Annotated in this window: 18 protein-coding genes and 1 pseudogene; 10 read left to right on the top strand and 9 right to left on the bottom strand. The window is 71.7% G+C overall.

Going from position 1 to position 23693, the window contains the following annotated elements; genetic code table 11:
* Positions 1-36: 36 nt before the first annotated feature.
* From OH804_RS26255 to OH804_RS26245, 3 genes are all read left to right on the top strand, one after another.
* Positions 37-1569, top strand: coding sequence for an NADH-quinone oxidoreductase subunit M (locus OH804_RS26255; protein ID WP_124821335.1), 1533 nt, complete (start codon positions 37-39; stop codon positions 1567-1569).
* A 52-nt stretch (positions 1570-1621) separates the two neighbouring features.
* Positions 1622-3175 carry an NADH-quinone oxidoreductase subunit NuoN gene (gene nuoN / locus OH804_RS26250; RefSeq protein ID WP_196920668.1) on the top strand — a complete coding sequence of 518 codons (1554 nt, stop codon included), beginning with the start codon at positions 1622-1624 and terminating at the stop codon, positions 3173-3175.
* 90 nt (positions 3176-3265) lie between these two features.
* Entirely contained in the window at positions 3266-4351 is a 1086-nt protein-coding gene (locus OH804_RS26245) for a polyprenyl synthetase family protein (RefSeq protein WP_196920669.1), read from the top strand.
* Here the strand turns inward: OH804_RS26245 and OH804_RS26240 are convergent.
* The gene (locus tag OH804_RS26240) at positions 4327-5556 is read right to left on the bottom strand and encodes an MFS transporter (protein ID WP_406060155.1); all 1230 of its coding nucleotides are present in this window, start codon (positions 5554-5556) and stop codon (positions 4327-4329) included. The two genes, OH804_RS26245 and OH804_RS26240, sit on opposite strands and share 25 nt — an antisense overlap.
* A gap of 154 nt (positions 5557-5710) precedes the next feature.
* Here OH804_RS26240 and OH804_RS26235 point away from each other — a divergent pair, with 154 nt between their 5' ends.
* Positions 5711-6493, top strand: coding sequence for an IclR family transcriptional regulator (locus OH804_RS26235; protein ID WP_124821331.1), 783 nt, complete (start codon positions 5711-5713; stop codon positions 6491-6493).
* Between the two features lie 102 nt (positions 6494-6595).
* Here the strand turns inward: OH804_RS26235 and OH804_RS26230 are convergent, their stop codons facing one another.
* Positions 6596-8722 carry a PhoX family protein gene (locus tag OH804_RS26230; RefSeq protein WP_406060153.1) on the bottom strand — a complete coding sequence of 709 codons (2127 nt, stop codon included), beginning with the start codon at positions 8720-8722 and terminating at the stop codon, positions 6596-6598.
* A 227-nt stretch (positions 8723-8949) separates the two neighbouring features.
* Between OH804_RS26230 and OH804_RS26225 the strand changes: the two genes are divergently transcribed.
* Both OH804_RS26225 and OH804_RS26220 read left to right on the top strand, forming a co-directional pair.
* A complete protein-coding gene (locus tag OH804_RS26225; RefSeq protein WP_091395533.1) occupies positions 8950-9465 on the top strand; it encodes a sigma-70 family RNA polymerase sigma factor in 516 nt (171 codons plus the stop codon).
* Positions 9462-10178, top strand: coding sequence for an anti-sigma factor family protein (locus OH804_RS26220; protein ID WP_406060151.1), 717 nt, complete (start codon positions 9462-9464; stop codon positions 10176-10178). The genes OH804_RS26225 and OH804_RS26220 overlap by 4 nt, the downstream gene beginning before the upstream one ends.
* A 78-nt stretch (positions 10179-10256) precedes the next feature.
* On the opposite strand, the gene rarD is transcribed toward OH804_RS26220, so the two are convergent.
* From rarD to eccE, 4 genes and pseudogenes are all read right to left on the bottom strand, one after another.
* Positions 10257-11201 (bottom strand): EamA family transporter RarD, encoded by a 945-nt coding sequence (rarD, locus tag OH804_RS26215; protein ID WP_406060149.1) that lies wholly within the window; start codon positions 11199-11201, stop codon positions 10257-10259.
* The gene (locus OH804_RS26210) at positions 11198-11695 is read right to left on the bottom strand and encodes a GNAT family N-acetyltransferase (RefSeq protein ID WP_406060147.1); all 498 of its coding nucleotides are present in this window, start codon (positions 11693-11695) and stop codon (positions 11198-11200) included. The genes rarD and OH804_RS26210 overlap by 4 nt, the downstream gene beginning before the upstream one ends.
* A 128-nt stretch (positions 11696-11823) precedes the next feature.
* Positions 11824-12210, bottom strand: coding sequence for a phage holin family protein (locus tag OH804_RS26205; protein ID WP_091395522.1), 387 nt, complete (start codon positions 12208-12210; stop codon positions 11824-11826).
* 61 nt (positions 12211-12271) lie between these two features.
* Positions 12272-14078, bottom strand: a pseudogene (eccE, locus tag OH804_RS26200) (type VII secretion protein EccE).
* Positions 14079-14521: 443 nt separating this feature from the next.
* Between eccE and OH804_RS26195 the strand changes: the two are divergent.
* Complete coding sequence (locus OH804_RS26195) at positions 14522-14842, top strand: WXG100 family type VII secretion target (RefSeq protein ID WP_030486283.1); 321 nt, start codon at positions 14522-14524, stop codon at positions 14840-14842.
* A 21-nt stretch (positions 14843-14863) separates the two neighbouring features.
* Positions 14864-15157 carry a WXG100 family type VII secretion target gene (locus tag OH804_RS26190; protein WP_091395513.1) on the top strand — a complete coding sequence of 98 codons (294 nt, stop codon included), beginning with the start codon at positions 14864-14866 and terminating at the stop codon, positions 15155-15157.
* Between the two features lie 127 nt (positions 15158-15284).
* Here OH804_RS26190 and mycP read toward each other — a convergent pair whose 3' ends face one another.
* On the bottom strand, positions 15285-16508 hold the full coding sequence (gene mycP / locus OH804_RS26185; RefSeq protein ID WP_406060144.1) for a type VII secretion-associated serine protease mycosin: 1224 nt from the start codon (positions 16506-16508) through the stop codon (positions 15285-15287).
* Positions 16509-16660: 152 nt separating this feature from the next.
* Between mycP and OH804_RS26180 the strand changes: the two genes are divergently transcribed.
* Both OH804_RS26180 and OH804_RS26175 read left to right on the top strand, forming a co-directional pair.
* Positions 16661-19453 (top strand): SseB family protein, encoded by a 2793-nt coding sequence (locus tag OH804_RS26180; RefSeq protein WP_406060142.1) that lies wholly within the window; start codon positions 16661-16663, stop codon positions 19451-19453.
* The gene (locus OH804_RS26175) at positions 19450-19815 is read left to right on the top strand and encodes a hypothetical protein (RefSeq protein WP_196920677.1); all 366 of its coding nucleotides are present in this window, start codon (positions 19450-19452) and stop codon (positions 19813-19815) included. The genes OH804_RS26180 and OH804_RS26175 overlap by 4 nt, the downstream gene beginning before the upstream one ends.
* A gap of 4 nt (positions 19816-19819) precedes the next feature.
* Here OH804_RS26175 and OH804_RS26170 read toward each other — a convergent pair whose 3' ends face one another.
* Together OH804_RS26170 and OH804_RS26165 are read right to left on the bottom strand one after the other, a co-directional pair.
* Entirely contained in the window at positions 19820-20752 is a 933-nt protein-coding gene (locus OH804_RS26170; RefSeq protein ID WP_196920678.1) for an alpha/beta fold hydrolase, read from the bottom strand.
* Between the two features lie 167 nt (positions 20753-20919).
* Complete coding sequence (locus OH804_RS26165; protein WP_406066675.1) at positions 20920-23364, bottom strand: immune inhibitor A domain-containing protein; 2445 nt, start codon at positions 23362-23364, stop codon at positions 20920-20922.
* Between the last annotated feature and the right edge of the window lie 329 nt (positions 23365-23693).

Genomic DNA, 23693 nt, shown 5'->3' with positions numbered 1-23693 from the left:
CGGACCACGCAGTGACGACGGAGGTAAGGCCGCATAATGTCCAACTTCCCGTTCCTCTCGGTGCTCACCGTGGCGCCGCTGGTGGGCGCCCTGGTGGTGGCCTTCCTGCCGCGCCACCGCCCGGAGCTGGCCAAGCAGGTGGCGTTCGCCTGGTCGCTGCTCGTGCTGGTGCTCTCGGTGGTGATGTGGGTCAGCTTCAACGCCGGCGGTGACCGGTTCCAGTTCCGCGAGTCGTACTCGTGGATCCCGAACTGGGGTGTCAGCTTCACCTTCGCCGCCGACGGCATCGCGCTGGTGATGCTGATGCTGATCGCGGTGCTGGTGCCGCTGGTGATCCTGGCGTCCTGGCACGACGCCGAGTCGTCGAAGCGGTCGGTGCCCGTCTACTTCGCGCTGCTGCTGGTCCTCGAGTGCACGATGATCGGCGTCTTCGCGGCGGCCGACGTCTTCCTGTTCTACGTGTTCTTCGAGGTCATGCTGGTGCCGATGTACTTCCTCATCGGCAGCTACGGCGGCCACCAGCGGCAGTACGCGGCGGTGAAGTTCTTCCTCTACTCGCTCGTCGGCGGTCTGTTCATGCTGGCCGCGGTGATCGGCCTCTGGGTGGTCGGCGGGAAGACCTTCGACTGGCAGGCGCTCTCGCAGGTCGACATCAGCACCGGCACCGAGCGGTGGCTGTTCCTCGGCTTCTTCCTCGCGTTCGCCATCAAGGCGCCGTTCTTCCCGTTCCACACCTGGCTGCCCGATGCCGGTGGCGCCGCCCCGGCGGGCGCGGCGGCACTGCTCGTCGGCGTGCTGGACAAGGTCGGCACCTTCGGCATCCTGCGCTACTGCCTGCCGCTGTTCCCCGAGGCGTCGAAGTGGTTCGCACCGTGGGCGCTGGCCCTGGGTGTGATCGGCATCGTGTACGCCGCGCTGCTGGCGGTCGGTCAGAACGACCTGAAGCGGCTCGTGTCGTACACCTCGATCGCGCACTTCGGCTTCATCGGGGTGGGCATCTTCGCCTTCACCACCCAGGCCGGCACCGGCGCGGTGCTCTACATGCTCAACCACGGGTTGGCCACCGGCCTGCTCTTCCTGGTGGTGGGCATGCTGATCTCCCGGCGCGGCTCGTCGTTGATCAGCGACTTCGGTGGCGCCGGGAAGCTGGTCCCGGTGCTCGCCGGGGTGCTCTTCTTCGCCGGTCTCGCCTCGCTCGCGCTGCCCGGTACGGCGCCGTTCATCTCCGAGTTCCTGGTGCTGATCGGCACCTTCACCGTGAACAAGCCGGTCGCTGTCATCGCCACGCTCGGCATCATCCTGGCCGCCGCGTACGTGCTGTGGATGGTGCAGCGCACCACCCAGGGCACCCTCAACCCGGCGCTGACCGAGGTCGACGGCATGCGCCGGGACCTCAACCTGCGCGAGAAGGTGGTGGTCGCCCCCCTGATCGCGCTGATCGTGCTGCTCGGCTTCTTCCCGAAGCCGGTCACTGACGTGATCAACCCCGCCGTCCAGGCGACCATGGACGACATCGGTAGAACCGACCCGGCCCCGTCGGTGGGCACCGTCCAGGAGGCAGGCCGGTGAGCGCGAGGAGTGAGCTTGCGAGCCCCGCAGTCGCGAACGAAAGGCCGGCACCGTGACCGAGCTGAACCTGCCGTCGATCAACTATTCGGCGATCTCTCCGATCCTGATCATGCTGGGCACCGCGCTGCTCGGTGTGTTGGTCGAGGCCCTGGTGCCCCGGCGCTGGCGGCACGTGGTGCAGTTGACGTTGGCGCTGCTCGCGGTGCTCGCGGCACTGACCATGGTGGTCCTCAACGCCGACGAGCGGATCATCACCGCCGGCCAGGCCCTCGCGATCGACGGGCCGACGCTCTTCCTCCAGGGCGCGATCCTGGTGCTGGCCGCGATGGCGCTGCTGCTGATCGGTGACCGCTCGGTCGAGCGGGGCGGGGCGTTCGTCGCCCAGGCCGCGGTGACCGCCGAGTCGGCCGACGACCGGCGGCAGGCCGAGGGGCGCAACGGTCTCACCGAGGTCTACCCGCTGACCACGTTCGCGATCGGCGGCATGCTGATCTTCGTGGCGGCGAACGACCTGCTGACCATGTTCATCGCGCTGGAGGTCTTCTCCCTGCCGCTCTACCTGCTCTGCGCGCTGGCCCGTCGCCGGCGTCTGCTGAGCCAGGAGGCGGCGATGAAGTACTTCCTGCTCGGCGCGTACGCCTCCGCGTTCTTCCTGTTCGGTGTGGCCCTGATCTACGGCTTCACCGCCGGTATCCCGGGCCGCCCGGCCGGCGTCGACTTCGCCACCATCCACGCGGCGGTGAGCGAGTCGCCGGCCAGCCCGGTGCTGCTCTTCGCCGGCATGGCGCTGCTCGCCATCGGTCTGCTCTTCAAGGCCGCGGCGGCCCCGTTCCACGTCTGGACCCCGGACGTCTACCAGGGCGCGCCGACCCCGGTCACCGGGTTCATGGCGGCCTGCACCAAGGTCGCCGCGTTCGGTGCCCTGCTGCGCGTCTTCCAGGTCGCGTTCGCGAACGCCAACTGGGACTTCACCCCGGTCCTCGGCGCGGTGGCGGTGCTGACCATGCTGATCGGTGCGGTGCTCGCGGTCACCCAGACCGACATCAAGCGGCTGCTCGCGTACTCCTCGATCGCCAACGCCGGCTACCTGCTGGTCGGTGTGTTGGCGCCGAGCCGCGACGGGCTCGCCGGCACGATGTTCTACCTGGTCGCGTACGGCTTCTCGGTGCTTGCCGCGTTCGCCGTGGTGACGCTGGTGCGGGACGACGACGGGGAGGCCACCCACCTGTCCCGCTGGGCCGGGCTGGGCCGGCGGTCGCCGTTCTTCGCCGCGCTGTTCACGTTCATCCTGCTCGCCTTCGCCGGTATCCCGCTGACCAGCGGATTCACCAGCAAGTTCGCCATCTTCGGGCCGGCGCTGGACGGTGGCCAGGCCTGGCTGGTGATCGCCGGTGTGCTGACCAGCATGGTGCTCGCGTTCCCGTACCTGCGGGTCGTGGTGATGATGTGGCTCTCCGAGCCGGGCGAGTCCACCCCGACCGTCACCGTGCCCGGTGGGCTCACCTCCGCCGCGCTGACGATCGGTGTGCTGGCGACCCTGGTTTTGGGCGTCGCGCCGGCGCCGCTGCTCGATCTGGCTGCCGGAGCCGCCGAATTCGTTCGATAAACGAAGGTTCGATGACCGGGGGTCGGCATGTGTTCACGTGCCGGCCCCCGGTGCGTATCCCCGGGCCGGAGCAGGTCGAACGGGTGTGGCATGGTTGATAGCGTGGTGAATCCGGCGGGCGAGCGTTCAGGTGCCTCCGGCTCCGGCGGTCGACGGGGTCGGGCGAGCACGAGTCAGTTCGGCGCGCTTGGCCTCAACCTCGCCGATCCCCGTGTCGAGGCGTCCGTGCTGGGTCTTCTGGACACGGTCGAGGTCGAGTTGCGGGCCAGCGTGGCCAGCGCCGACCCGTTCGTCACCGAGGCTGCCCGGCACCTCGTCGAGGCCGGCGGGAAGCGTTTCCGGCCGTTGCTGGTGGCGCTGGGCGCCCAGTTCGGTGACCCGACCGGCGCGCAGGTGGTCCCGGCCGCCGTGGTGATGGAGCTCACTCACCTCGCCACCCTCTACCACGACGACGTGATGGATGAGGCCGCCGTCCGTCGGGGCGCGCCGAGCGCCAACTCCCGGTGGACCAACTCGGTCGCCATCCTGGTCGGTGACTACCTCTTCGCCCGCGCGGCGGACATCGCCGCCGACCTGGGCCCCGAGGCGGTCCGGTTGCAGGCGCGCACCTTCGCCCGGCTGGTGCACGGCCAGATCGCGGAGACCGTGGGGCCGCGCGCCGACGACGACCCGGTGGCCCACTACCTGCACGTGATCGCCGAGAAGACCGGCTCACTGATCGCCACGTCGGCCCGCTTCGGCGGCATGTTCGGTGGTGCCGCCCCGGAGCACGTGGAGGCCCTCGCCGGGTACGGCGAGACGATCGGCGTCGCCTTCCAACTCTCCGACGACCTGTTGGACATCGCCTCCGAGTCGGTGCAGTCGGGCAAGACCCCCGGCACCGACCTGCGCGAGGGTGTCCCGACGCTGCCGGTGCTCTACGCCCGCGAGGCGGACGACTCCGACGCCTCGTCGGTGCGGCTGCGGGAGATCCTGGCGACCGGCCCGTTGACCGACGACGCGCTGCACGCCGAGGCGTTGGGGCTGCTCCGGGAGAGCCCGGCGCTCAAGCGTGCCCGGGAGACAGTGCGCAGCTACGCCGAGGAGGCCCGGGCGCAGCTCGCCCCGCTGCCGCACGGCCCGTCCCGCAGCGCGCTCGAGTCGCTCTGCGACTACATCGCCGACCGCACCAGCTGATCCACGCCCCGGCCCGTTGCGGCGGCAGCGCGGGTCAGCAGTCGACTGCCGACGAGCATGAGGGCGGCGGCGAGCAGCATCGCCACCGCCGCGATGGTCCACATCGCCGGGTAACCGAGGTGGGCGGCGAGCGGGCCCAGGCTCAGCGGGCCGAGACAGCCGCCCGCGTACACCCCGGTCTGGGTGATCGAGGTGGCGGCGGCCGGTGACTGTGGGTGCAGCCGGACCACAGCGAAGTTCATCAGGCCGGGCCAGGCCCAGCCCAGGCCGAAGCCGAGCACCACACCGACCACCAACGGCACCGAACCGGTCAGCGCGAGCAGGCCCAATCCGACCGCGCCGACGAGCAGCATCGCGGCGATGAGGGCGACGTGGCCGGTCTCGCGGCGATCGGCCAACCAGCCGGCGCCGACCCGAGCGGCCACACAGACCGCGCTGCCCAGGGTCAGGGTGAGGCCCGCCAGGCCCGGCGACAGCCCTCGGGCCGCGGCGGAATCCACCAGGAAGGTGCCCAGCGCGTTTGCCGCGCCGGACGCCAACGTCGCCGCCGCGCCGATCACCACCAGCGCCGCCGTCGCCCGCCCGGCGCGGGCGGCACCGGCCCGTCGGGCCAGGCCGGGCAACTGCCGGGGTACGGCGGCCAGTGTCGTCAGCGCGGCCACGGCGGCGGCCACGAACGCCCAGCGCCAGCCGGCGGTGAGCGCGATGGTGGGCACGGCCGCCCCGGCCAGCAGTGTGGAGACCGGGATGGCGGCCTGCTTGACACCGAACGACAGCCCCTGCCGCCGGGCCGGCACGTGCTGGGCCAGCGCGGCGTTGCTGGCCAACTGGCCGAGCGCGTTCGCGGCGGCGCTGAGCGCCAGCAGGCCGACCAGCACCGGGTACGACCGGGCGAAGGCGGCCACGGCCAGCATCGACCCGGCGGCCAGCAGAATGCCGCAGCGGGCGACCACCGCCGGTCCGTACCGCTCGACCAGGCGGCCGGAGGGCACCGAGGCCAGCGCGCTGACCCCGAAGTAGACGGAGACGGCCAGGCCCAGACCGGCCGGCGAGAAGCCGAGGTCGGTGCCCATCTGCACGGCGAGACCGCCGAGCAGGAAGACGGGGAGTACGCAGGCCACTGTGGTGACGACTGCGCCGGCGCTGGCCCGGACCGGGTGGGGTCGGGCGTTCGCCGGATCGGGGGTGTTGGAGGTGTCGGTCATCGTTGGGCAAACCTACGTGAGGCCCGCTCAGAGCACTCCTGGTGACCGGCGGGGCACTAGCTGTGGATGGTGATCTGGCATCCTCGACCCGAACAGGCATTTCGCACCGGGCCTGTTTTTCATATGGTGTAAGTCCCCGGCGGCGGAGGTGGTTGTGCGCGACCCCTTGGCAGAACCTTCGGACCTGATTCGCAGCGTGTCCCGAGCGCTACGGGTGCTGGAGTCGGTCGGTCGCGCCCCGAAGGGCCTGACCGTCAAGCAGATCGCCCGGCGCTGCGAGCTGACCGTGGCCACCACCTACCACCTGGTTCGCACCCTCGCCTACGAGGGCTACGTGATCCGTCGCGAGGACGGCACGTACATCGTGGGGTTGGAGGTGGCCGACCGGTACCGGGAACTGGTGACGGCGTTCCGGGGCCCGCCAGCGGTCGGTGAGACCCTGCGGCGGGCCGCACTGGACACCGGCTACAGCCACTACCTCGGTCGGTTCGTCGGCGGTCAGGTGGCGCTCACCGCGGTCGCCGAGGGGCACCGCTCTCCCTACCTGGAGGACCTGGTCCCCGGCTTCGACGAAGGGGCGCACGCGACAGCGCTCGGCAAGTCGCTGCTCGCCACCCTCACTACCGACCAGCGCTACCGCTATCTGCGCGAATACGGCATGCGCCCGTTCACCACCGCCACGCTGACCACCACCGAGAGTTTCGAGGCCGACCTGGCCGCCGGTGACCGGCGCGGCATGCAGTTGGAGATGGGGCAGTTCCGGCAGGGGGTGGCCTGCGCCGCGGTGCTCGTCGCACCGGACAAGGACATGGAACGCCGCGTCGTGCTGGCCTGCGCGTTGCCGGCCAGCGAGATGATGACCTCCGCCCGGGTGGTACGCGCCAAGCTGCTCACAGTGGCCCGCAGCGTGGCCGACGGCATCGCCTCCGACAACTGACCGCCGAGAGGCCCTCTCCCAGGCTGGGAGAGGGCCTCTCGGGGCGGTCCAGCGCCGGACCGCCAGAGCAACGTCAGCGGCCTCTCGGCAGCGGGTACGACGTCAGCTGCCCACCGGGCCGCCGTCGAGGCGCCAGGTGACCACCACGCCCGGCTTGGCGTAGTCACCGTCCGGCCAGTTCGAGGCCGGGTTCTCCACCGAGGCCCCGGTGATCTCGCCCGGGTGCTGCACCGCGACGAAGACCGAGCGGTTGTCGCCGGTGATGAACGGGCCGCAGGTCTCCGCGCCGAGCGGCACGGTCAGGAACTGCTTGAGGTGACCCCGCTCCGGACCCTCCACGGCGGTGGCGAACAGGCCGTCGTTGCTGCCCAGCGCGTTGCCGTCGGTGGAGATCCAGAGGTTGCCGGTGGCGTCGAAGGCGACGTTGTCCGGGCAGGAGATCGGGGAGACCTTGGACTTGTCGTACCCGGCGAAGAAGGTCGACGGGTCGGTCGGGTCGCCGCAGACGATCGGCAGCGACCAGGCGAAGGTCTCCGAGGCGTTGTCGTTGCGGTCCTCGACCAGCTCCAGGATCTGCCCGTGCTTGTTGGCGGTGCGCGGGTTGGCCTCGTCCGCCTTCGGGTTGCTGCCCACGCCGCGGTTGGTGTTGTTGGTCAGCGCCACGTACACCTTGCCGGTGAGCAGGCTCGGCTCGACGTCCTCGGGGCGGTCCATCTTGGTCGCGCCGACCTTGTCACCGGCGAGCCGGGTGAAGGTGAGCACGTCCGCGGCGGTCATCCCGTCGACGAACGACCGGTTGCCGCTGACCAGCTTGATCCAGCGACCACGGCCGTTGAACGCGCCGTCGGTGGGGAGCTTGCCCGAGCCGTCGATCTCGGCGGCGCTGGTCTGGTCGAGCTTCGCCACGTAGAGCGTGCCGGACTCCAGCAGGGTCAGGTTGTGCTTGCGGGCAGCCCAGGAGTTGCCCTTCATGAACTTCTTGTCCGAGACGAACTTGTAGAGGTAGTCGAACCGCTCGTCGTCGCCCATGTAAGCGACCACGTGGCCGTCCTTGGCGACGATCACGTTGGCGCCCTCGTGCTTGAACCGGCCCATCGCGGTGTGCTTGCGCGGGCGGCTCTCCGGGTCGAACGGGTCGATCTCGACGACCCAGCCGAACCGGTGTGCCTCGTTGGGGTGCTTCGCCAGGTCGAAGCGCTCGTCGGCGCGCTCCCACTTGCGGCTGCCGCTGGGGTAGCGGCTGGCGGTGCTGATGCCGTAACGGTCCAGCTTCGGCTTCAGTTCGGCCGGGGCGGCGTCGGCGCCGACGAAGTACTGGTTGAAGTTCTCCTCACCGGAGAGCACAGTGCCCCACGGGGTCACGCCACCGGCACAGTTGTTCAGCGTGCCGACGACAGTGCGGCCCTTGGGGTCGGCGGCGGTCTTCAGCCAGGCCGAGCCGGCGGCCGGGCCGGTCAGGTCGAACTTGGTGCTCAGCGCGGTGACCCGCCGGTTGTACGGCCGCGGACCCTTGTCGACCGGCTTCCACTGCCCGGTGCCGGCGACCCGCTCCAGCTCCACCACTGACATGCCGTGCGCGGCCATGGCGGTGCGCAGCTGCTCCACGGAGAGCCCGTCCAGGCCGGGGAAGCCCGGGAACATCAGGTCCTCGTTCGTGTACTCGTGGTTCACCACGAGCAGCGCCCGCCTGCCCTGCTTGTCCAGCGGCAGCACGCCCACGAAGTCGTTGTTGTAGCCGAACTGCTTGGACTGCGCGGCGGCGGTCTGGTGGTGCAGGTTGAACTCCGGCGCGCCCGGCAGCACCGGGTCACCCCACTTGATCACCACGGCGTGGTCGTAGCCGTTCGGCACGACAAGGGTGTCCAGCTTGTTCGGCGGGATCGGCTTGAAGGTCAGCGCGCCGCTGCCCACCCCGGTGCTGGGACGGCCGAAACCGAAGGCCTCCGGAACGTCCGGGGTGGTCGGGGCCGCCATGGCCGGGGCCGCACCGGCGAGCGCACCGGCCGCCGCGCCGCCGAAGCCGAGCACCAGCGCGCCGACCGCGCCGGCCCGGACCACGCCACGCCGCGACACCTCGGCGTTCACCACGTCACCGAAGTACGCGTTGTCGGAGGTGTTCGGCACCGGGTGGTCACACGCGTTTCCACACCGGTACAGGCAGGTCATGGCGTCGCGGGTGCCATGGCGGGTGCCGTTCAACAGGGGGAGCAGCCGGGGACGGTCGCTCATGGGAGAGGCCTCCAGAGAAGTCGGTGACACGACAGGCGGCGTACCAGCCGGACGCTAGGAGGACGTGGTGAGCGCTCGTCGGCCACGATGTGAACCGGGCATGAACACCTTCGTGGGTGGCAACCACCGGGCAACCGGTCTGACCTCGGTCTGAACCGATCGGCGTGACCGCACGTATTCCCGAGCGGACGCACCGCCGGACGCGCGCCGGAAGCGAGGAGACCGCCATCAGCGACCACGACGCCCAACTGCTGCGCGCGCTGCACGACGAGCACGCGGAGGCGCTGTACGCCCATGCCCTGCGGCTGGTCAACGGGGACCGGCAGCGGGCCGAGGACCTGGTGCAGGAGACGCTGCTGCGGGCCTGGCGACATCCGGAGTCACTCGACCCGACGCGCGGATCGGTGCGGTCCTGGCTGTTCACCACCGCCCGCAACCTGGCCATCGACGCCTGGCGGCGGCGATCCACCCGGGTCGGCGAGGTGTTCACCGACGATCTGCCCGAACCGCCCGAGGCGATCGACGAGGCCGAACGGGCGGTGGAGGCGTGGACCGTCGCCGAGGCCCTGAACCGGCTCAGCCCGACCCACCGGGAAGTGCTTGTCGAGTGCTTCTACCAGGGGCGGTCGGTGGCCGAGGCGGCGTCCCGCCTGGGCGTACCGCCAGGGACCGTGAAATCCCGCACCCACTACGCGCTGCGGTCTCTACGGTTGGTCCTGGCCGAAATGGGGGTGACGGGATGACCCGGTGCGAGTTCGCGTACGACGACGGCGCGTACGTGCTGGGTGCCCTGGCCCCGGCCGAGCGGGCGGCCTACGAGCGGCACCTCGGCGGCTGCGCCTCGTGCCGGGAGGCGGTCGCCGAGATCGCCGTCCTGCCCGGGTTGCTCGGGCGCCTCGACCCGGCGGGGTTGGAGCAGATCCTGCCGCCGCCGGCCCCGCCCCGGGTGCCCGCGCTGCTCGACGAGGCCCGCCAGCGCCGGCGCCGGGAACGCGCCGCGGACCGGCGACGGTACGCACTGACCACACTGGCCGCCGCCGGGCTGGCGCTGCTGGTCGGCGTGGGCACCGCCGTGGCGCTGCCCCGACCTGTCGACCCTTCCGGGCCGCCCGGCGCGCAGGGCACACCGACCCAGCAGGTGTCGATGGTCGCCATGCGGCCGGTGGCCGCCGCCGGGCCGGTGCACGCCGACCTCGGGCTCACCGGCACCAAGTGGGGCACCCAGGTGACCATGCGCTGCGGGTACGACGCGCGGACGAGCTACGGCAAGGCGTACCCGTTCCGGCTGGTGGCACGCGGTCCGAACGGCGCCAGCGAGCAGATCGGTTCCTGGCTGGCCGCTCCCGGCGACGACCTCAGCTTCACCGGCGCCACCAGGTTCACCGACGCCGAGCTGGTCAGCGTGGAGCTGCAAAAAGCCGACGGCACCCCCCTCCTCACCTACGCCGTCCCCTAACCCACCCACCCACCCGCCGGCCCCGCCCCGCCCATTCGCGTCGATCAAGGAGTTGTGGTGGGTGGCAAATCGCCCGAACTAGTGCTGGGCGGGCACCACAACTCCATGATCGACCGCAGGCGGGGGTGGGGTGCGGCGGGACTGGCGGGTGCGGCGGGAGGTTCGGACGGCGTCGGCGGTGAAGACGATCAGGGCCAGCCAGACCAGCGCGAAACCGGCCAGCCGGGCCGGCGGCATCGGCTCGTGGAAGATCAGCACCCCGCAGCCGAGCTGGAGGATCGGCGCCAGGTACTGGATCATGCCGAGGCTGCTCAGCGGCAGTCGGTTGGCCGCCCCGGCGAACAGCAGCAGCGGAATCGCCGTGGCCGCCCCTGCCAGCACCAGTAGCGCGGTGTGCCCGGCCGAGACGTGCCCGAAGGTCAGGTCGGCCTTCGCCATCAGCCAGGCCAGGTAACCCAGAGCCGGCAACGCCAGCACCGCCGACTCGACGAAGAGCCCCTCCGCCGCCGGCAACCCGAGCCGCTTCTTGACCAGGCCGTAGCCGGCGAAACTGAACGCCAGCGTCAACGCCAGCCACGGCAGCCGGCCGTAGTCCACGGTGAGCACCGCGACAGCCGACGCGCCGATCCCCAGCGCCACCCACTGCGCCGGGCGCAGCCGCTCCCGCAGCACCGTCACCCCGAGCAGCACCACTACCAGCGGGTTGATGAAGTAGCCGAGCGCGGTCTCCACCACCCGGTCGGAGTTGACCCCGTAGATGTAGGTGCCCCAGTTGACAGCGATCAGCGCGGCGGCGGCGACGATCCCCGCCACCGCCCAGGGGCGGCGCAGCAGCGCCCGCAGGAAGCCGACGTTGCGCAGCGCCGCCAGCAGCAGGGCCACGAAGACCACCGACCAGACGATCCGGTGGGCCAGGATCTCCAGCGGGCCGGCGGGTCGCAGCAGCTTCAGGTAGAGCGGAAAGAAACCCCAGAGCAGGTACGCGCCGAGGCCGTAGAGGTATCCCAGACGGAGTGGCGTCACGCTTCCACCGTAAGGGGCGTAGTGCTGCTTTGTTCCTTTCCGGTGATGGGGGTCACCGGGGGTCGCCGGTCCAGCTGCATCCAGCGTTGCGGCGCGTCCAGCGGGGTGAAGCCCACCCCCGCGTACACCTGGTGGGCGTCGTTGGTGCAGAGCAGGATCCGGCGTACGCCCAGCTCGTCCAGGTGGTCGCGGACCGCGCCGGCCAGCCACCCGCCCAGCCCGCGCCCCCGGGCGGCGCGGTCGACGTACACGTCGCAGAGCCAGGCGAAGGTGGCACTGTCAGTGACGACCCGGGCCACCGCGACCTGGCGGCCGTCCTCCGGCCGGTAGACGCCGAAGGGCAGTGAGCCGGCGAAGGCCCGCTCGGTGGTCTCCCGGTCTCGTCCGAGCGCCCAGTACGCGTCGGTGGACAACCAGTGGTGCACCAGGTCCAGGTCGATCCGCGCCGGATCGGTGGTGAGCAGGTGGCCATCGGAATAGGTCAGCGTGAACATGACGCGACGCTAACCGCCGAGATGGGCGGTCAGGCTGCCACATTCCCGAAGTCTGGTCATCGGCCCGCCGGGGCCCCGGCCGAGGTCGGAGCCCCGGACGGACCGGGTCGGTGCTTGCCGGTCGGCGGTCAGTCCCGGTCGAGGACGGCGCCGAGGATCCAGGTCACGATGCTCACGAAGAGGGCACCGAGCACGGCTGCCGGCCAGAAACCGTCCACCGAGAACGGCAGCCCGGCCTGGTCGGCGATCCAGCTGGTGAGCAGGAACAGCAGCCCGTTCACCACCAGGGCGATGAGACCCAGGGTCAGCAGGTAGAAGCCACAACCGACGGTCTTGATGATCGGCTGGAGAACCGCGTTGACCACGCCGAAGATCACCGCCACCAGGAGCAGCGTGGTCACCGTCTCGGTGGCGGAGTTCGAATCCAGGGAGATGCCCGGGATGAGGAGCGTGGCCAGCCAGAAAGCCAGAGCTGTGCTGGCCAGCCGAATCAGCAGACCTTTCAGAAAACCCATGGCGGGGATCGTGCCACGGACACCGCACCGACGTAACCCACCAGCTGACCATCCCGGTGGATCAGCCGCGCGTCGGCGGCCCGATCAGTTGCGCCTCGATCGGTGTGGGGGAGAGCAGTGCCCAGCGCAGCGCCCGCCGGTTGACCACGGCCACCATGTCCTCCCGGATCCGGGTCAGCCACTCGGCCGAGCCGCCCAGCCCCAGCGCGGCTCCGGCCAGGGTTGCCTCGGCGGAGGTCAGCGGTTGGAGCAACGCCAGGTCGGCGCGGCTCAACGCGTCCACATCGGCCGGGGTCAGCTCGTCGCGTACCACCAGTGTGTCCCGCCACGGCGGGCCCGGCGCGGCCTCGGCCGCCACCGGCCCGGCGTCGACGATCAGCAGCAACGGACGCAGCGCGGTGCCCACCCCGTCGGCGACCGCCCGACCCGGCGGAAGCAGCGGGATCGTGCCACCCGGCGCGCCAACCCCCCGGATGAACGGCTCCCAGGCGCGCGGCCGGGCGGTCTGCACCACCACCAGGGCACCGAGCGCCAGCGCGCGCAGGGCCACCAGTTGGGCTGCGCGCACCCCGCCGACCAGCAGCACACGGGTGCTCTCCGGCCGGAACAGTCGCACGGTGACGGCTCGGCCGTGCCGGTTGGTGCCGACCATCATGCCCGCGTCACCCAGCGACAGCTCCCAGTCGGTCACCGCCGGGCCGGGCTGCGCCCCCGGCGCCGGTGGACGGGCCTGGGCCCCGGGTGCCGTCAACGCCAACGGCAGCGTGGCGGCCAGCCCGCTCAGGTGGGCGCCGTCCAGTCGGCGTAGCTTTCCACCCAGGTCGGTCACCAGGCGGGTCAGCGCCTCGGTGGCCGCCGCCAACTCGGTTGCCGTCGCGGCGGCCAGGCGTACGGTCAGCTCGGTCGGCGCTCCGCTCGTCGCCAGCGGACCCGACGACGTGGACATCGTCGGTGACGGACCTGAGCAGATCGACACCGTCGTGGCCGTCGCCGGCAGCGCGAGCAGGCGGGGCACCAGCCGGCGTCCGGCCGCAGCGCCCGCGTCGGGCCAGCGGGTCAGTCGGAAGGTGGCCTGGACCAGGGTGCCGGACCGGATCGCCGGCCAGGACTCCCGGACCGGTTCTCCGTGGTGGTGGGCCAGCTCGCCCAGGACGCGCAGCGCCGCGGGCACCCCGAGTGGCCGCGCGGCCAACGGGCCGAGCCGGCGGACGATCCGACGGACCGTGCCGGCGAGCACCCGGCGCAGATCCTCCTCGGACCAGCCGTTCACCCGCAGCACCCGGACCGCCACCACGGCCCGTTCTCGCCCGGCGAGCCGCCCGTCGGTGAGCTGCCGGTACGACGTGCCGACAGTGCCTCCGGCGCTCGGTACCGGTGCCGGCGCACCGGCGAGCAGCAGTTGGATCAGCAGCGGGGGCTGGTCCGGCCCGGCCGGGGAGAGCAACGCGGCCGGGGCGGGGATCGCCTGGGACGCGTCGCCCAGCAGGTCACCGGGGTCGCCGAGCTCCAGGAGCGCGACCATGCCGGTGGTGTCCTCCAGGACGGCCGCCGGCCCGCTGGTCAGCTCCGTCGAGCGGACGACAGTGCCCGGAGCGACAAGGTCGAGCAGCTCGGCCGCTCCGGCCGGCCCGGTCAGCACCCGCCGGCGGGTCAGATGGGCGGTGGCGGTGCCCAACCACTCGAAGAGCCACCGCCCCCGAACCGGCACCCAGGCGGCCGCCAGCAGCAGCACTGCCACCAGCACGGCCACCGCGACGACCGGTGCGGGTCGGCCCAGGGCGACGAGGACGAGCGCCGCCGCGACCTGCGCGGTGACCAGTTGACCGGCTCGCGCACCGGCGCCCAGGCGACGGCCGAGCGCGACCCAGCGGTCCACCGGCGACCGGCGACGGGGGGTGCGCTGGTCGGTCGACCCCGGACCGCTGTCGGTGGGTCGGCCCGCCCCGATCGCCAGTGGGGAGGCGTCTGCCCCGGACCCGACCGGGGCCGGTGGGTGCGGCCCTCCGGTGGTGATCGCCGGCACCGTGCCTCCTCGACCAGTGGGACCGGGTCGGGCGGCCGGCCGCCCTCCGGCGGCCCGTCACGCGCCGCGACGTGGCTGCGGCACATCGTAAGCGACCGATGGCCGCCCCGGTTGTCCACAGGGGAAGCCAGCGGGGTAGCAGAACGGCTACGAGGTCGCTACCGTCAGCCACGAAGTCCTTCGCTGACCCGTGTCTCAGTGCTCGACGACCGGGCCAAGCGACGACGCGTCGCCCACTGTGGGCGCGTCGACGGCCAGGTGCGATCCGAGAGACGAGGTGACGTCCGGATGTCCCAAACCAAGGCAGAAGCAGCGGTGATGCAGCAGACCGCCGCGAAGTTCGAGCAGGTGGACCAGTCGTTGCAGTCCATGCTGACCGGCCTGTTGGCCGAGCTGGAGGTGTTGCAGCAGGCCTGGCGTGGCGCTGGTGGCCGCTCGTTCGAGCAGGTCAAGCAGCAGTGGTCACAGGACCAAGCGGCGTTGCACCGCGCGCTGCGGGAGACCGCCGGTGCGATCCGCACCGCCGGTAGGCAGTACGACGTGTCCGACGACGAGGTGTCCAGCCGGGTGGCCGGCACCAACCGCGGCGGCATTCAGCTGCCGCTCTGATCCCGCTGGGGAGGGAATCCGATGGACCATGGTGTGCTGGTCGTCAACTTCGCCGCGCTGCAACAGGCCGGCGCTGACATTCAGAAGGCGTTGAACACCCTCGACGCGCAACTCGGCCAACTCGAACGCGACGCCGCCCCGCTGGTGGCGAGCTGGACGGGCGAGGCGCGGCAGGCCTACGAGCAGCGGCAGGCGAAGTGGCGCTCGGCCTCGCAGGACCTACAGGGCATGCTGCGTGACATCAGGTTGGCGGTGAACGACTCCGCCACCGACTACCTGGACACCGAGAAGAAGAACACCGGGCTGTTCCAGTGAGCGATGTGGGCCGGGAGCGCTGACCGTGTCCGGGTCAGCGCCCCGCCCGCAGCCAGCCGGAGGTCAGGGCCGCGCGCGGGCGGGCTCAGGTGGCGCGCGGGCGGGCTCAGGTGGTGCGCGGGCGGGTTCAGGCCGGGCCGGCCGGGCGCCAACGCCGACGCGCGCCCCGGGGCAGCACCAGGGCGAGCAGCACCACGGTGACCGCCGTCAGGCCGGCCACCGCGCCGACCAGCAGGGCTCGGTCCCGCGCGGCGGCCCGACGGGCCTGGCGGGCGAGCTGCGCCGGGTCGGCCCGATCGTCGGCGAGCGCGGCGACCGGCCGGGCAGCGGCCGTACGGCCGCCGCTGGTCTCGGTGACCGCCCGGTAGGGGTTCAACACCCCGGCGCCGTACCCGCCGCCGTGGCCCGCGCCCGGCGCTGGATCGGCGGTGGCGATGATGCGCTCCGCCACCTGGGCGGCGGTCAGCTCCGGCCGGTACTCGCGCAGCAACGCGGCGGTGGCGGCCACGAAGGGTGCCGCGTAACTGGTGCCTTCGACCCGATGGTGGCCGGCACCGGGTGCGGCGGTCAGCACCGCACTGCCCGGCGCGACCAGGTCGACGTACGGGCCGGTCTGCGAGAACGTCGCCCGCCCGCCGTCCGCCCCGATCGCGCCCACGCCGAGCACCCCGTCGTAGCCAGCGGGGAACGGCCTGGGGTCTCCGCTGTCGTGCAGGTTGCCGGCGGCGGCCACCAGCACCACGTCCCGCTCGACCGCGTACCGCACTGCCGAACGGACGTCCGGGTCGTCCGCGTACAGCACCACGGACAGGTTCACCACGTCGGCGTCATGGTCGACGGCCCATCGGATGGCCCGGGCGAACTCGTCGGCGCTGACCGTACGCCCCGACTCCCGCCCCTGCACCACCTGCTGCTCACTCACCCGCACCGGCAAAATTCGGACACCTGGCGCCAGGCCGCGGAAGGCGACGTCGGGGCGGGGTGCCGCCGCGATGATGCTCGCCACACCGGTGCCATGCCCGGCGCAGTCCCGACCACCGTCCCCGCCGGGGTCGAGCAGGTCGGCGCCGGGCAGCACCCGGCCAGCCAACTGCGGGTGCACCCGGTCCACCCCGGAGTCGACCACCGCGACGGTCACCCCGACGCCGGTGGCCAGCGGCGCGAGCCGCGCCGGGTCGTACCGTTGCTGTGGCCAGGGTGTGGCCGCGACCGGCCGCACCGGGGCGAGCGGAGTCGCGCAGGCCGGTGCCGCCCGGAGCCCGGCGGTGGCGGCGACGTTCGGGAGGGCCGGTACGGTCAACAGACTGGCGGCCAGACCTGCCAGGACCGGGCGCGTGATCGATCGGGACATCGACACCCTCCGTATCGTGTCGGCTCCGGAACGGGATGTTATCCCCTCATCCGCGCCCTGGCAGGCCGCCCCCGGCCAGCCATTGTGATCTTGGTACCACCTTGTAGGTTGTACGCGATACCTGTGGCCTGTTCTCGGAAGGGGAGGTGGCCGTGACCGAATGGGAGCCGGCCACGGAGGCCGAGGTGGCGCTGCGCGACGCGCTGCGCGCCAACGACCAGGAGCTCTACTTCCGGCTCCTGTCCCGCACCGATGTGCTGCTGCCGGTCTCCGCGCCGACACAGCCGGGCCAGCCACCCGCCGGATGGGGCACCTGGACCACCGGCGGTCGGACCCACGTCCTGGCCTTCACCTCCGCCGCCGCCCTGCGCGCCTGCCTCGGCGATCACGCCGGCAGCAACCGACGCATCCCCTTCGCCGATCTCGCGGCCAGTTGGCCCAACCACGAGTGGTGGCTCGCCGTCAATCCGGGCCTGCCGGTCGAGGGTTACCTACCGGCCTGGTTCGTGTCGCAGCTGTCGCGGGGCGACGTGCGACTGCCCGGCCGTGCCATGGGTGCCCGCGCTCGCCTGGAGCGGGCCGAGACGTTGGCCCGGACCCGGCCCGGCATGCCAGCCCGGGACTCCGCGCCAGCCGCTGGACCGCCCCCGGCGACGGGGGCGGCCCCGTCCGCGCCCGAGACTGCTCCGCTCGCACCCCGCAGGCCCAGCCGGAGCGGTGCCCCCCGGGTGGGTGCCCCGCCGGCGCCGGGCCCAGCGCCCCGGCCGCCCGTCCCCGCTGAACCGCCGCGCCGGTCCGGCGACGAGGGCCTGCCAGCCGCCGGTCAGCGGCACCCGACCGAGGCACCCCGGCCCACGCCGGGCACCGAAGCCCTGCCCCGCACCGAAGCCCTGCCCCGCACCGGCCGGCCGTCCCGGTTCACCCCGCTGGCGACCGCCGGCCCCACCACCGACCAGCCCGGGCCCAGCCTGGGGTGGCCGGCGGCGACCCGGCCGGGCGACACCGACGGCTCCGCCCCGGGTAACGGCAACGGTGGCCCCCAGGCCGCACCTCGGCGCTCCTTCTTCGACCCCAGCCCGGCCCGCGACCCGGCCCCGAACGGGGGTCGTCCCGGTGACCGGGCGGCCCCGCCGACCCGGTTCGGACGAGGCAGCCAGCCCTTCCCTCGCCGCCGCCCAGCCGATGCGCCGGGCGACGAGACGGCGACGCGGGCCTTTCCGATGGCGACGGACCCGGCAGCCACCCAGGCGATACGACGGCCGGAGGGCGACCTCGGCGCGTCCCGTGGGGTGGGCGCACCACCATCCGGCGAGGAGGTCACCCAGCCGCTGCCTCCGCGCCGACACAACCCGCTGGCCGAGGAGCCCACCCGCGCGTTCCGGATGACCGGTGAGCCGCCGCTGGCCGGTGCACCTGGGCGGCCCGGTCCGTCGGCGGAGGAGACGCAGGCGATCCCCCGGGACCGTCCGGGCCGGTTCGTGCCGGCGGAGGATCTGCCGGTATCCGTCGCGGAACCGGTCTCCGGGCCACCCGCGCCGCGCCGCGGCTTCACGCCCATCGTCATCGAGGGCACCATCATCGAGTCCCGCGACCTCACCGACCCCGTCGAGAGCAGTGCGCCGGTCGAGGCGCCCCGCCGGCCCAGCCCCGCCGAGGCCGCCCCGCCGCCGTTCGGCTCGGCACCCTCCGGTCCGGGCCTGTTCAGCCCGTCGTCTCCCGGTCCCAGGCCGTCCGGGCCGGTGTCGTTCAGCCCCGGTCCGCCTGCCCCGAGCCCGTACACTCCGCACCCCTCCGGTCCGACCGAGGCCGGCCATGCCGGTGTGAGCGGAATGCGGGCCGACGATCCGGTCGACGCCCCGCTCGCCGACAGTGGTTCGTCGACCGGTACGGACCGGGCCGGCAGTGACGGCAGCGGCGAGAGCGTGATCGCGGGTGACGGTCCACAGCCGCCGGCTGACGAGCCGACGGCTGTCGAGTTCGACCCGGCCAACACGGTCGAGGAGGACCTGCTCAACGCCGCCGGCTCCGGCAGCACCGACACCTTCCTGTCCACCCTGTTGCTGGCCCGGGTGCTGCTGCCGGCGGCACCGGAGTCGGTGCCGGGAAGCCGCCCGGGAGACCCCGGCTTCGTCTGGCGGACCGGGCAGCTCGACGGCGAGACGTACGTGGTGGTCTACACCTCGGCGGAGCGCCTCGCCGACCACGTCGAGGGCGACGTCGACACGGTCCGGGTGAAGTTCGCCCAACTGATCCGGCGCTGGCCCGACGAGGACTGGTCGTTCGCCGTCAACCCGGGCACCCCGGTCGGTGCCAAGTTGCCCGGCGAGCAGATCGTCGCGTTGGCCAACTGGGCCGCGGAGGTGGGGCTCGGCGACGACCTGGAAGTGGACCAGGTGGAAGCGCCAGCCGTGACCGAACCCGCCGCCCGTCCCCGGTACGCCCCCGCGGCCGTCGACCCGACCCGGCCGACCGTCATGCAGAAGGCGGTCGCGCCCAGCCAGCTCGCGTACTACCTGGATCGTGGCTACGACCGGGTGTCCGGGTTCGTGCACCGGGCCGGTGAGCTGTCCCACCTGACCACACCGGCCCAGCTGCACGAAGCACTGGGCCTCAGCTACCCGGGCTCACCGTTCGCCCCGGGCGCCGAGGAGATCTACGTGCTGCGGTGGCCGGCGCACCGGCCGAGCCTCTACCGCATCCCGTACGGCGGTCAGAACGAGCCGGCGATGCGGGCCATGGAGGGCTGGGTCATCGAACGCCCGCCGTTCCGGGGCAACGGCTTCGCCCCGGGCGAGAGCAGCGACGTGGTCGCGGAGTTCAAGGTGGACAGCGCCCGGCTGCCGCACGGCGCCCAACTCTGGCGCATCGGCGCGGACGGCACCGAGCGGGTGGTCGCGGAACTGGACACCGACACTGTCACCTGGCGACGGGTCGGGGAGGCGTGATGCGCGACGGTTACGTGGCCCGGTGGCGGGGTCGGGAATACCAGGCCAGCCCGGACGGCGACGACATCCGCCTCTACCAGCCCGAGCCGGGCGAGGGCTTCGAGGAGATCCGGGCGGGCCGCTACGTCCGGGTGCTCCCGGCGAGCGAGATCGAGGACCTGGCGTACGTGCGGACCACCTGCACCTGGAAGGGGCAGCCGTTCATCGTGCTCGGCGAGCACGACGCCTGGCTGCGGGTGGAATACACGGGCGGTCGCTGGCCGGTGGCCGAGGCGATGCGGCTGGAGGTCTTCGACTTCGGTGTCTACCAGGGCTGGGCGCCCGCTGCCGAGGTTACCGACCTGCGGGAGCAGCGGGTCTGACCGGTCAGGTCTTCGCCCACCGCAGGATCTCGCCGAGCACCAGTTCCGGTGCCTCCAGGTGCGGGAAGTGCCCCACCCCGTCGAGCAGCCGCCACTCGTACGGGGCGACGACGTACCGGCCGGAGCCCAGCGCGGTACGCGGCAGGGAGGCGGTGTCCAGCGCGCCGTGCAGTTGCAGGGTCGGGGTGGACAGTGGCTTCTGCATCAGGCGGACGAACCGGTAGCCGTGCAACCGCAGCAGTGAGCGGAACGCCCAGCGGTAACCCTCCAGCGCGCAGAACGCGGCCTGCGGGATGCGCATCGCCTCCCGGCACCGCTCGGCGTACGCCTCGAAGTCCGGCCCGGCCACCCACCGTGGGCCGCTCCAGCGGCGCATGATCTCGCCGACGGCCGCCGCGCCGTCGCGGGTCAGCACGTGCTCGTAGCGGGGGAGCTGGAACTTCAACGCCGGGGTGGAGGCGGTGAACTGCCCGCGCGGGTCGGCGAAGATGGCGGCGCGCAGTCGCAGCGGGTGCGGTGCCCCCAGCACCACGAGCCGGCGGACCAGGGACGGGTGGAACGAGGCCACCGTCCAGGCCACCATGCCGCCGAGGCCGCTGCCGACGATCGTCGCGGATCGTTCACCGAGCGCGCGGATCAGCCCGGCGACGTCGGCGGCGAGGGTGTAGCCGTCGTACCCCCGGGGTGGTTTGTCGCTGGCGCCGTAGCCGCGCAGGTCGACGGCGACCGCCCGGAAGCCGGCGTCGGCGACCGCCGGCAGCATCTGGTGCCAGGCCCACCAGTGCTCCGGGAAGCCGTGCAGGAACAGCACCATCGGCCCGGTGCCGGCCTCGACCACGTGGAACCGGCTGCCGTTGGCGCCGACGAAACGGTGCGTCCACGGCCCCTCGGTGAGGACACAGGACTCGTCGACGGCCCCGCCGCGCTGGTCGGTCATGGCAGACAGCCTAGGACCCGGTTGCCGTAGGCGACCCTGGTGGTCGTGTTGAACAGGGGAAAGCCCCGGGTTGCCCCGGACCGCGACCAGGGGCACCGGGTGCGACAAAGGGCGACGCCCGGGCAGGTGACCTGCCCGGGCGTCGCTTGTTGATGCGGGATCAGTGGTCAGCTGACCCGGATCTTCATCGAGGTGCCGTCCTGCTCCACAACCTTGATCTTGACACCGGCTGCGGGGAGCTTGACGCCGTGGTTCGGCAGCTCCTCGTAGAAGTACTTCTTGGTGTCGTCGAACAGCGGCTCAGCGGCCTGGCCACGGATGTACTGCGGCTGGCTGTTGAGGTGCAGGGTGAACGAGTCCGCCTTGTTCAGGCTGAACGGTGCGTCGTACACCTGGACGCGGGCCCGCCACGGAGCACCGGTCAGGTTGTAGATCGGGCGCGGGTGCGCGTCGATGTACAGGTTGCGACCCTCGCCCGGGTGACCGCCCGGGTTGGACTCCGACGCCGGGGCGGTGTTGTTGTCGGAGAAGCGGGTGTTCCAGTACGAGATGAGCAGGCCCTCCTGGTACGCGTAGTGGTCCACCCAGTCCGGGCGGGTGTTCGCGTAGCCGAAGAAGTACGGGCCGGTCTTCAGGTACTTGTCGTACGAGACGTACGACCGGTTGCCGGCGATGTAGAAGTTGTCGAACAGCCGGGTGTAGGTCGCCCCGACCACCTGGAACTTCTCCAGGGCCCAGCCGGCGTCGGTCTCGGCGCCGTCGCTGAACACCGTCTGGCCGTCGGCGGTCACGGTGATCGCGTCACCGAAGAAGCCGCCCTCGGAGACCCCACCGTCGGTGACGTAGTGCAGGCGAACCTGCGCCACCTTGCCGGCGACCGAGGTCAGCGGGATGTTGATGTCCGCCCAGGCGCCCTTGCTGGTGCCGGCGAGGGCCGGACGACCCGCGCCGTCGACGCCGATCGGCGTGCCGTTGACGGTGCCGTCCAGGTCGGTCCAGGTCTTGCCGCCGTCCGTCGACGCCTCGAAGTAGAGGTAGTCGTAACCGGCCTCGATGCTGTACTTGCCCTTGAGCGACAACGCCGCCGCGGACTTGCCGGTGAGGTCGAACGTCCTCGTCATCTTGCTGTCGAGGTCGTCCTCGTTACCGGAGAAGTACTGCTTGGCGCCCTCGAACGGCGCGCCGTAGTTGAAGGTGTACTCCCGCTGCGGCAGCACCACCACGGCGGCCTGCGCCTTGTCGGAGTTGTACTCCTGCGGGCCGAGCTCCAGCGAGCGCTTCTGCCCCGCCACGATCACCTCGTAGTCGAGCCAACCGAGCTGGAGCTTGTTCCACGCGCCGAGGTCGCCGCCCCGGTCGCCGATGCCGGCGTCGTTCTTGGCGCCGAGCCGGCTCTGGGCCATCAGGGTCCAGTGCTCGTTGTTGTTGTCCGCCGGGCCGTAGTCGTCCGGCAGGCCCAGGTCGTGGCCGTACTCGTGGTAGAAGACGCTGCGGCCGCCGTTTTCCGGCTGGATCGTGTAGTCGCGGATCCAGACGCCGGTGTTGCCGATCTGGGTGCCGCCGATCGGGAAGTTCGGCGGGCCGACGGGCGAGCTGTTGAACGCCGACCAGCGGTGGCTCCAGATCGCGTCCTCACCCTGCTGCGGGTCACCGTCGGCCTGGTCGCCGCCGGAGTGGACGATCTGGAAGTGGTCGATGTAGCCGTCCGACTCGTTGAAGTCGCCGTCACCGTCGAAGTCGAAACGGTCCCACTGGTCGAAGGACTTCATCTCGGTGGCGATCTGCGCGTCCGTCCGACCCTTGGCCTTCTGGTCGGCGACCCACTGGTTGGCGGCGTCGGCGATCAGGTTCCAGGTGTTCGGGCAGACGCTGTCGGCGCAGACGGCCCGGTCGTCGCGCGGGTCGACCGGCTGGCCGGGCTCCGGGTCCGGGATCGGGTCGTCGGAGCGACCGTAACGGGCCTCGTTGTACTTGACCTTGACCCAGTCGGTCACCTCACCGTCGACGGTGTAGCGACCCGAGGACTGGGCCTCGTAGTACTGCTTGAGCGACTCGTCGCCGGGGTTGGTGCCGAAGTAGATCTGGCGGAAGTGCTCCGGGCTGAAGTCCGGCTGCCAGATGGTGGAGTTGTCCACGGCCCGGTTGGGCTCGGGGATCTTGTTGTGCAGCGGCCCCTCGAACGTCGACGGCCCGGCGATGTCCGGGTTCAGGTCCTTGTCCGGGTAGGACGGGTGCCGCTCGTCGCCGAACTCGGCCAGGATCACGAAGATCTTGTCGGTCCGCTCACGCTTGAGCTCGACGTACTGGTCCTTGGTCTTCTTGGCGCCAGCGGTGCTGCGGGTGCTGAAGCCCGACCCGCTCGTCTCGCCGACCTTGACAACAGTGCTTCCGTTGCGCTCGATCGGCTTGCTGCGACCGCTCAGCACGTCGCTGAGCCCCTGCTCACGCAGTGCGCGGCGCTTCTCCTCGAGCTTGTCGGGGAGTTCGTCCTTCAGCGCCTGTGGTTCGGCAGCGGCCGGTGCTGCGGCCGGCAGTTTGGGCTGAGGCGCCGCCGAGGCGGACGGGCCGAAAGCCAGGCCTGTCGCCGTCAGTGAGAGCCCGAGCAGACCCACTGCGACTTTGCGCACGTGGTACCTCCGGTGTGAGGGAACCGGCCCAACGGGGGTACGGGCCGGTGGGAGATCGATCCCACTAGTGGGACCATTGGTGAACATAGTTACTGGCGGGACGGGTGGGAAGAACCCCGCGTCGATTTGTTGCAAGATTTTGTTGGGAATGCTTTTCACCGTCACACCCCGCCGGTTCATCAGCCGCGCTGACCAGCGCGTCCCGGGACGCGAACGTATACAACGACATTTTTCGATCAAGCTGATTGCACATACGACAGTGGGGCCGGCAGCGTCTCCGCCACCGGCCCCACCGTCAGTTGTCGATCTGTGAA

The sequence above is a fragment of the Micromonospora sp. NBC_00860 genome, from assembly GCF_045207375.1.
Classification (GTDB): domain Bacteria; phylum Actinomycetota; class Actinomycetes; order Mycobacteriales; family Micromonosporaceae; genus Micromonospora; species Micromonospora vinacea.
The sequence above is the reverse complement of the archived record's forward strand: the minus strand, read 5'-3'. Positions and strand labels throughout refer to the sequence as shown.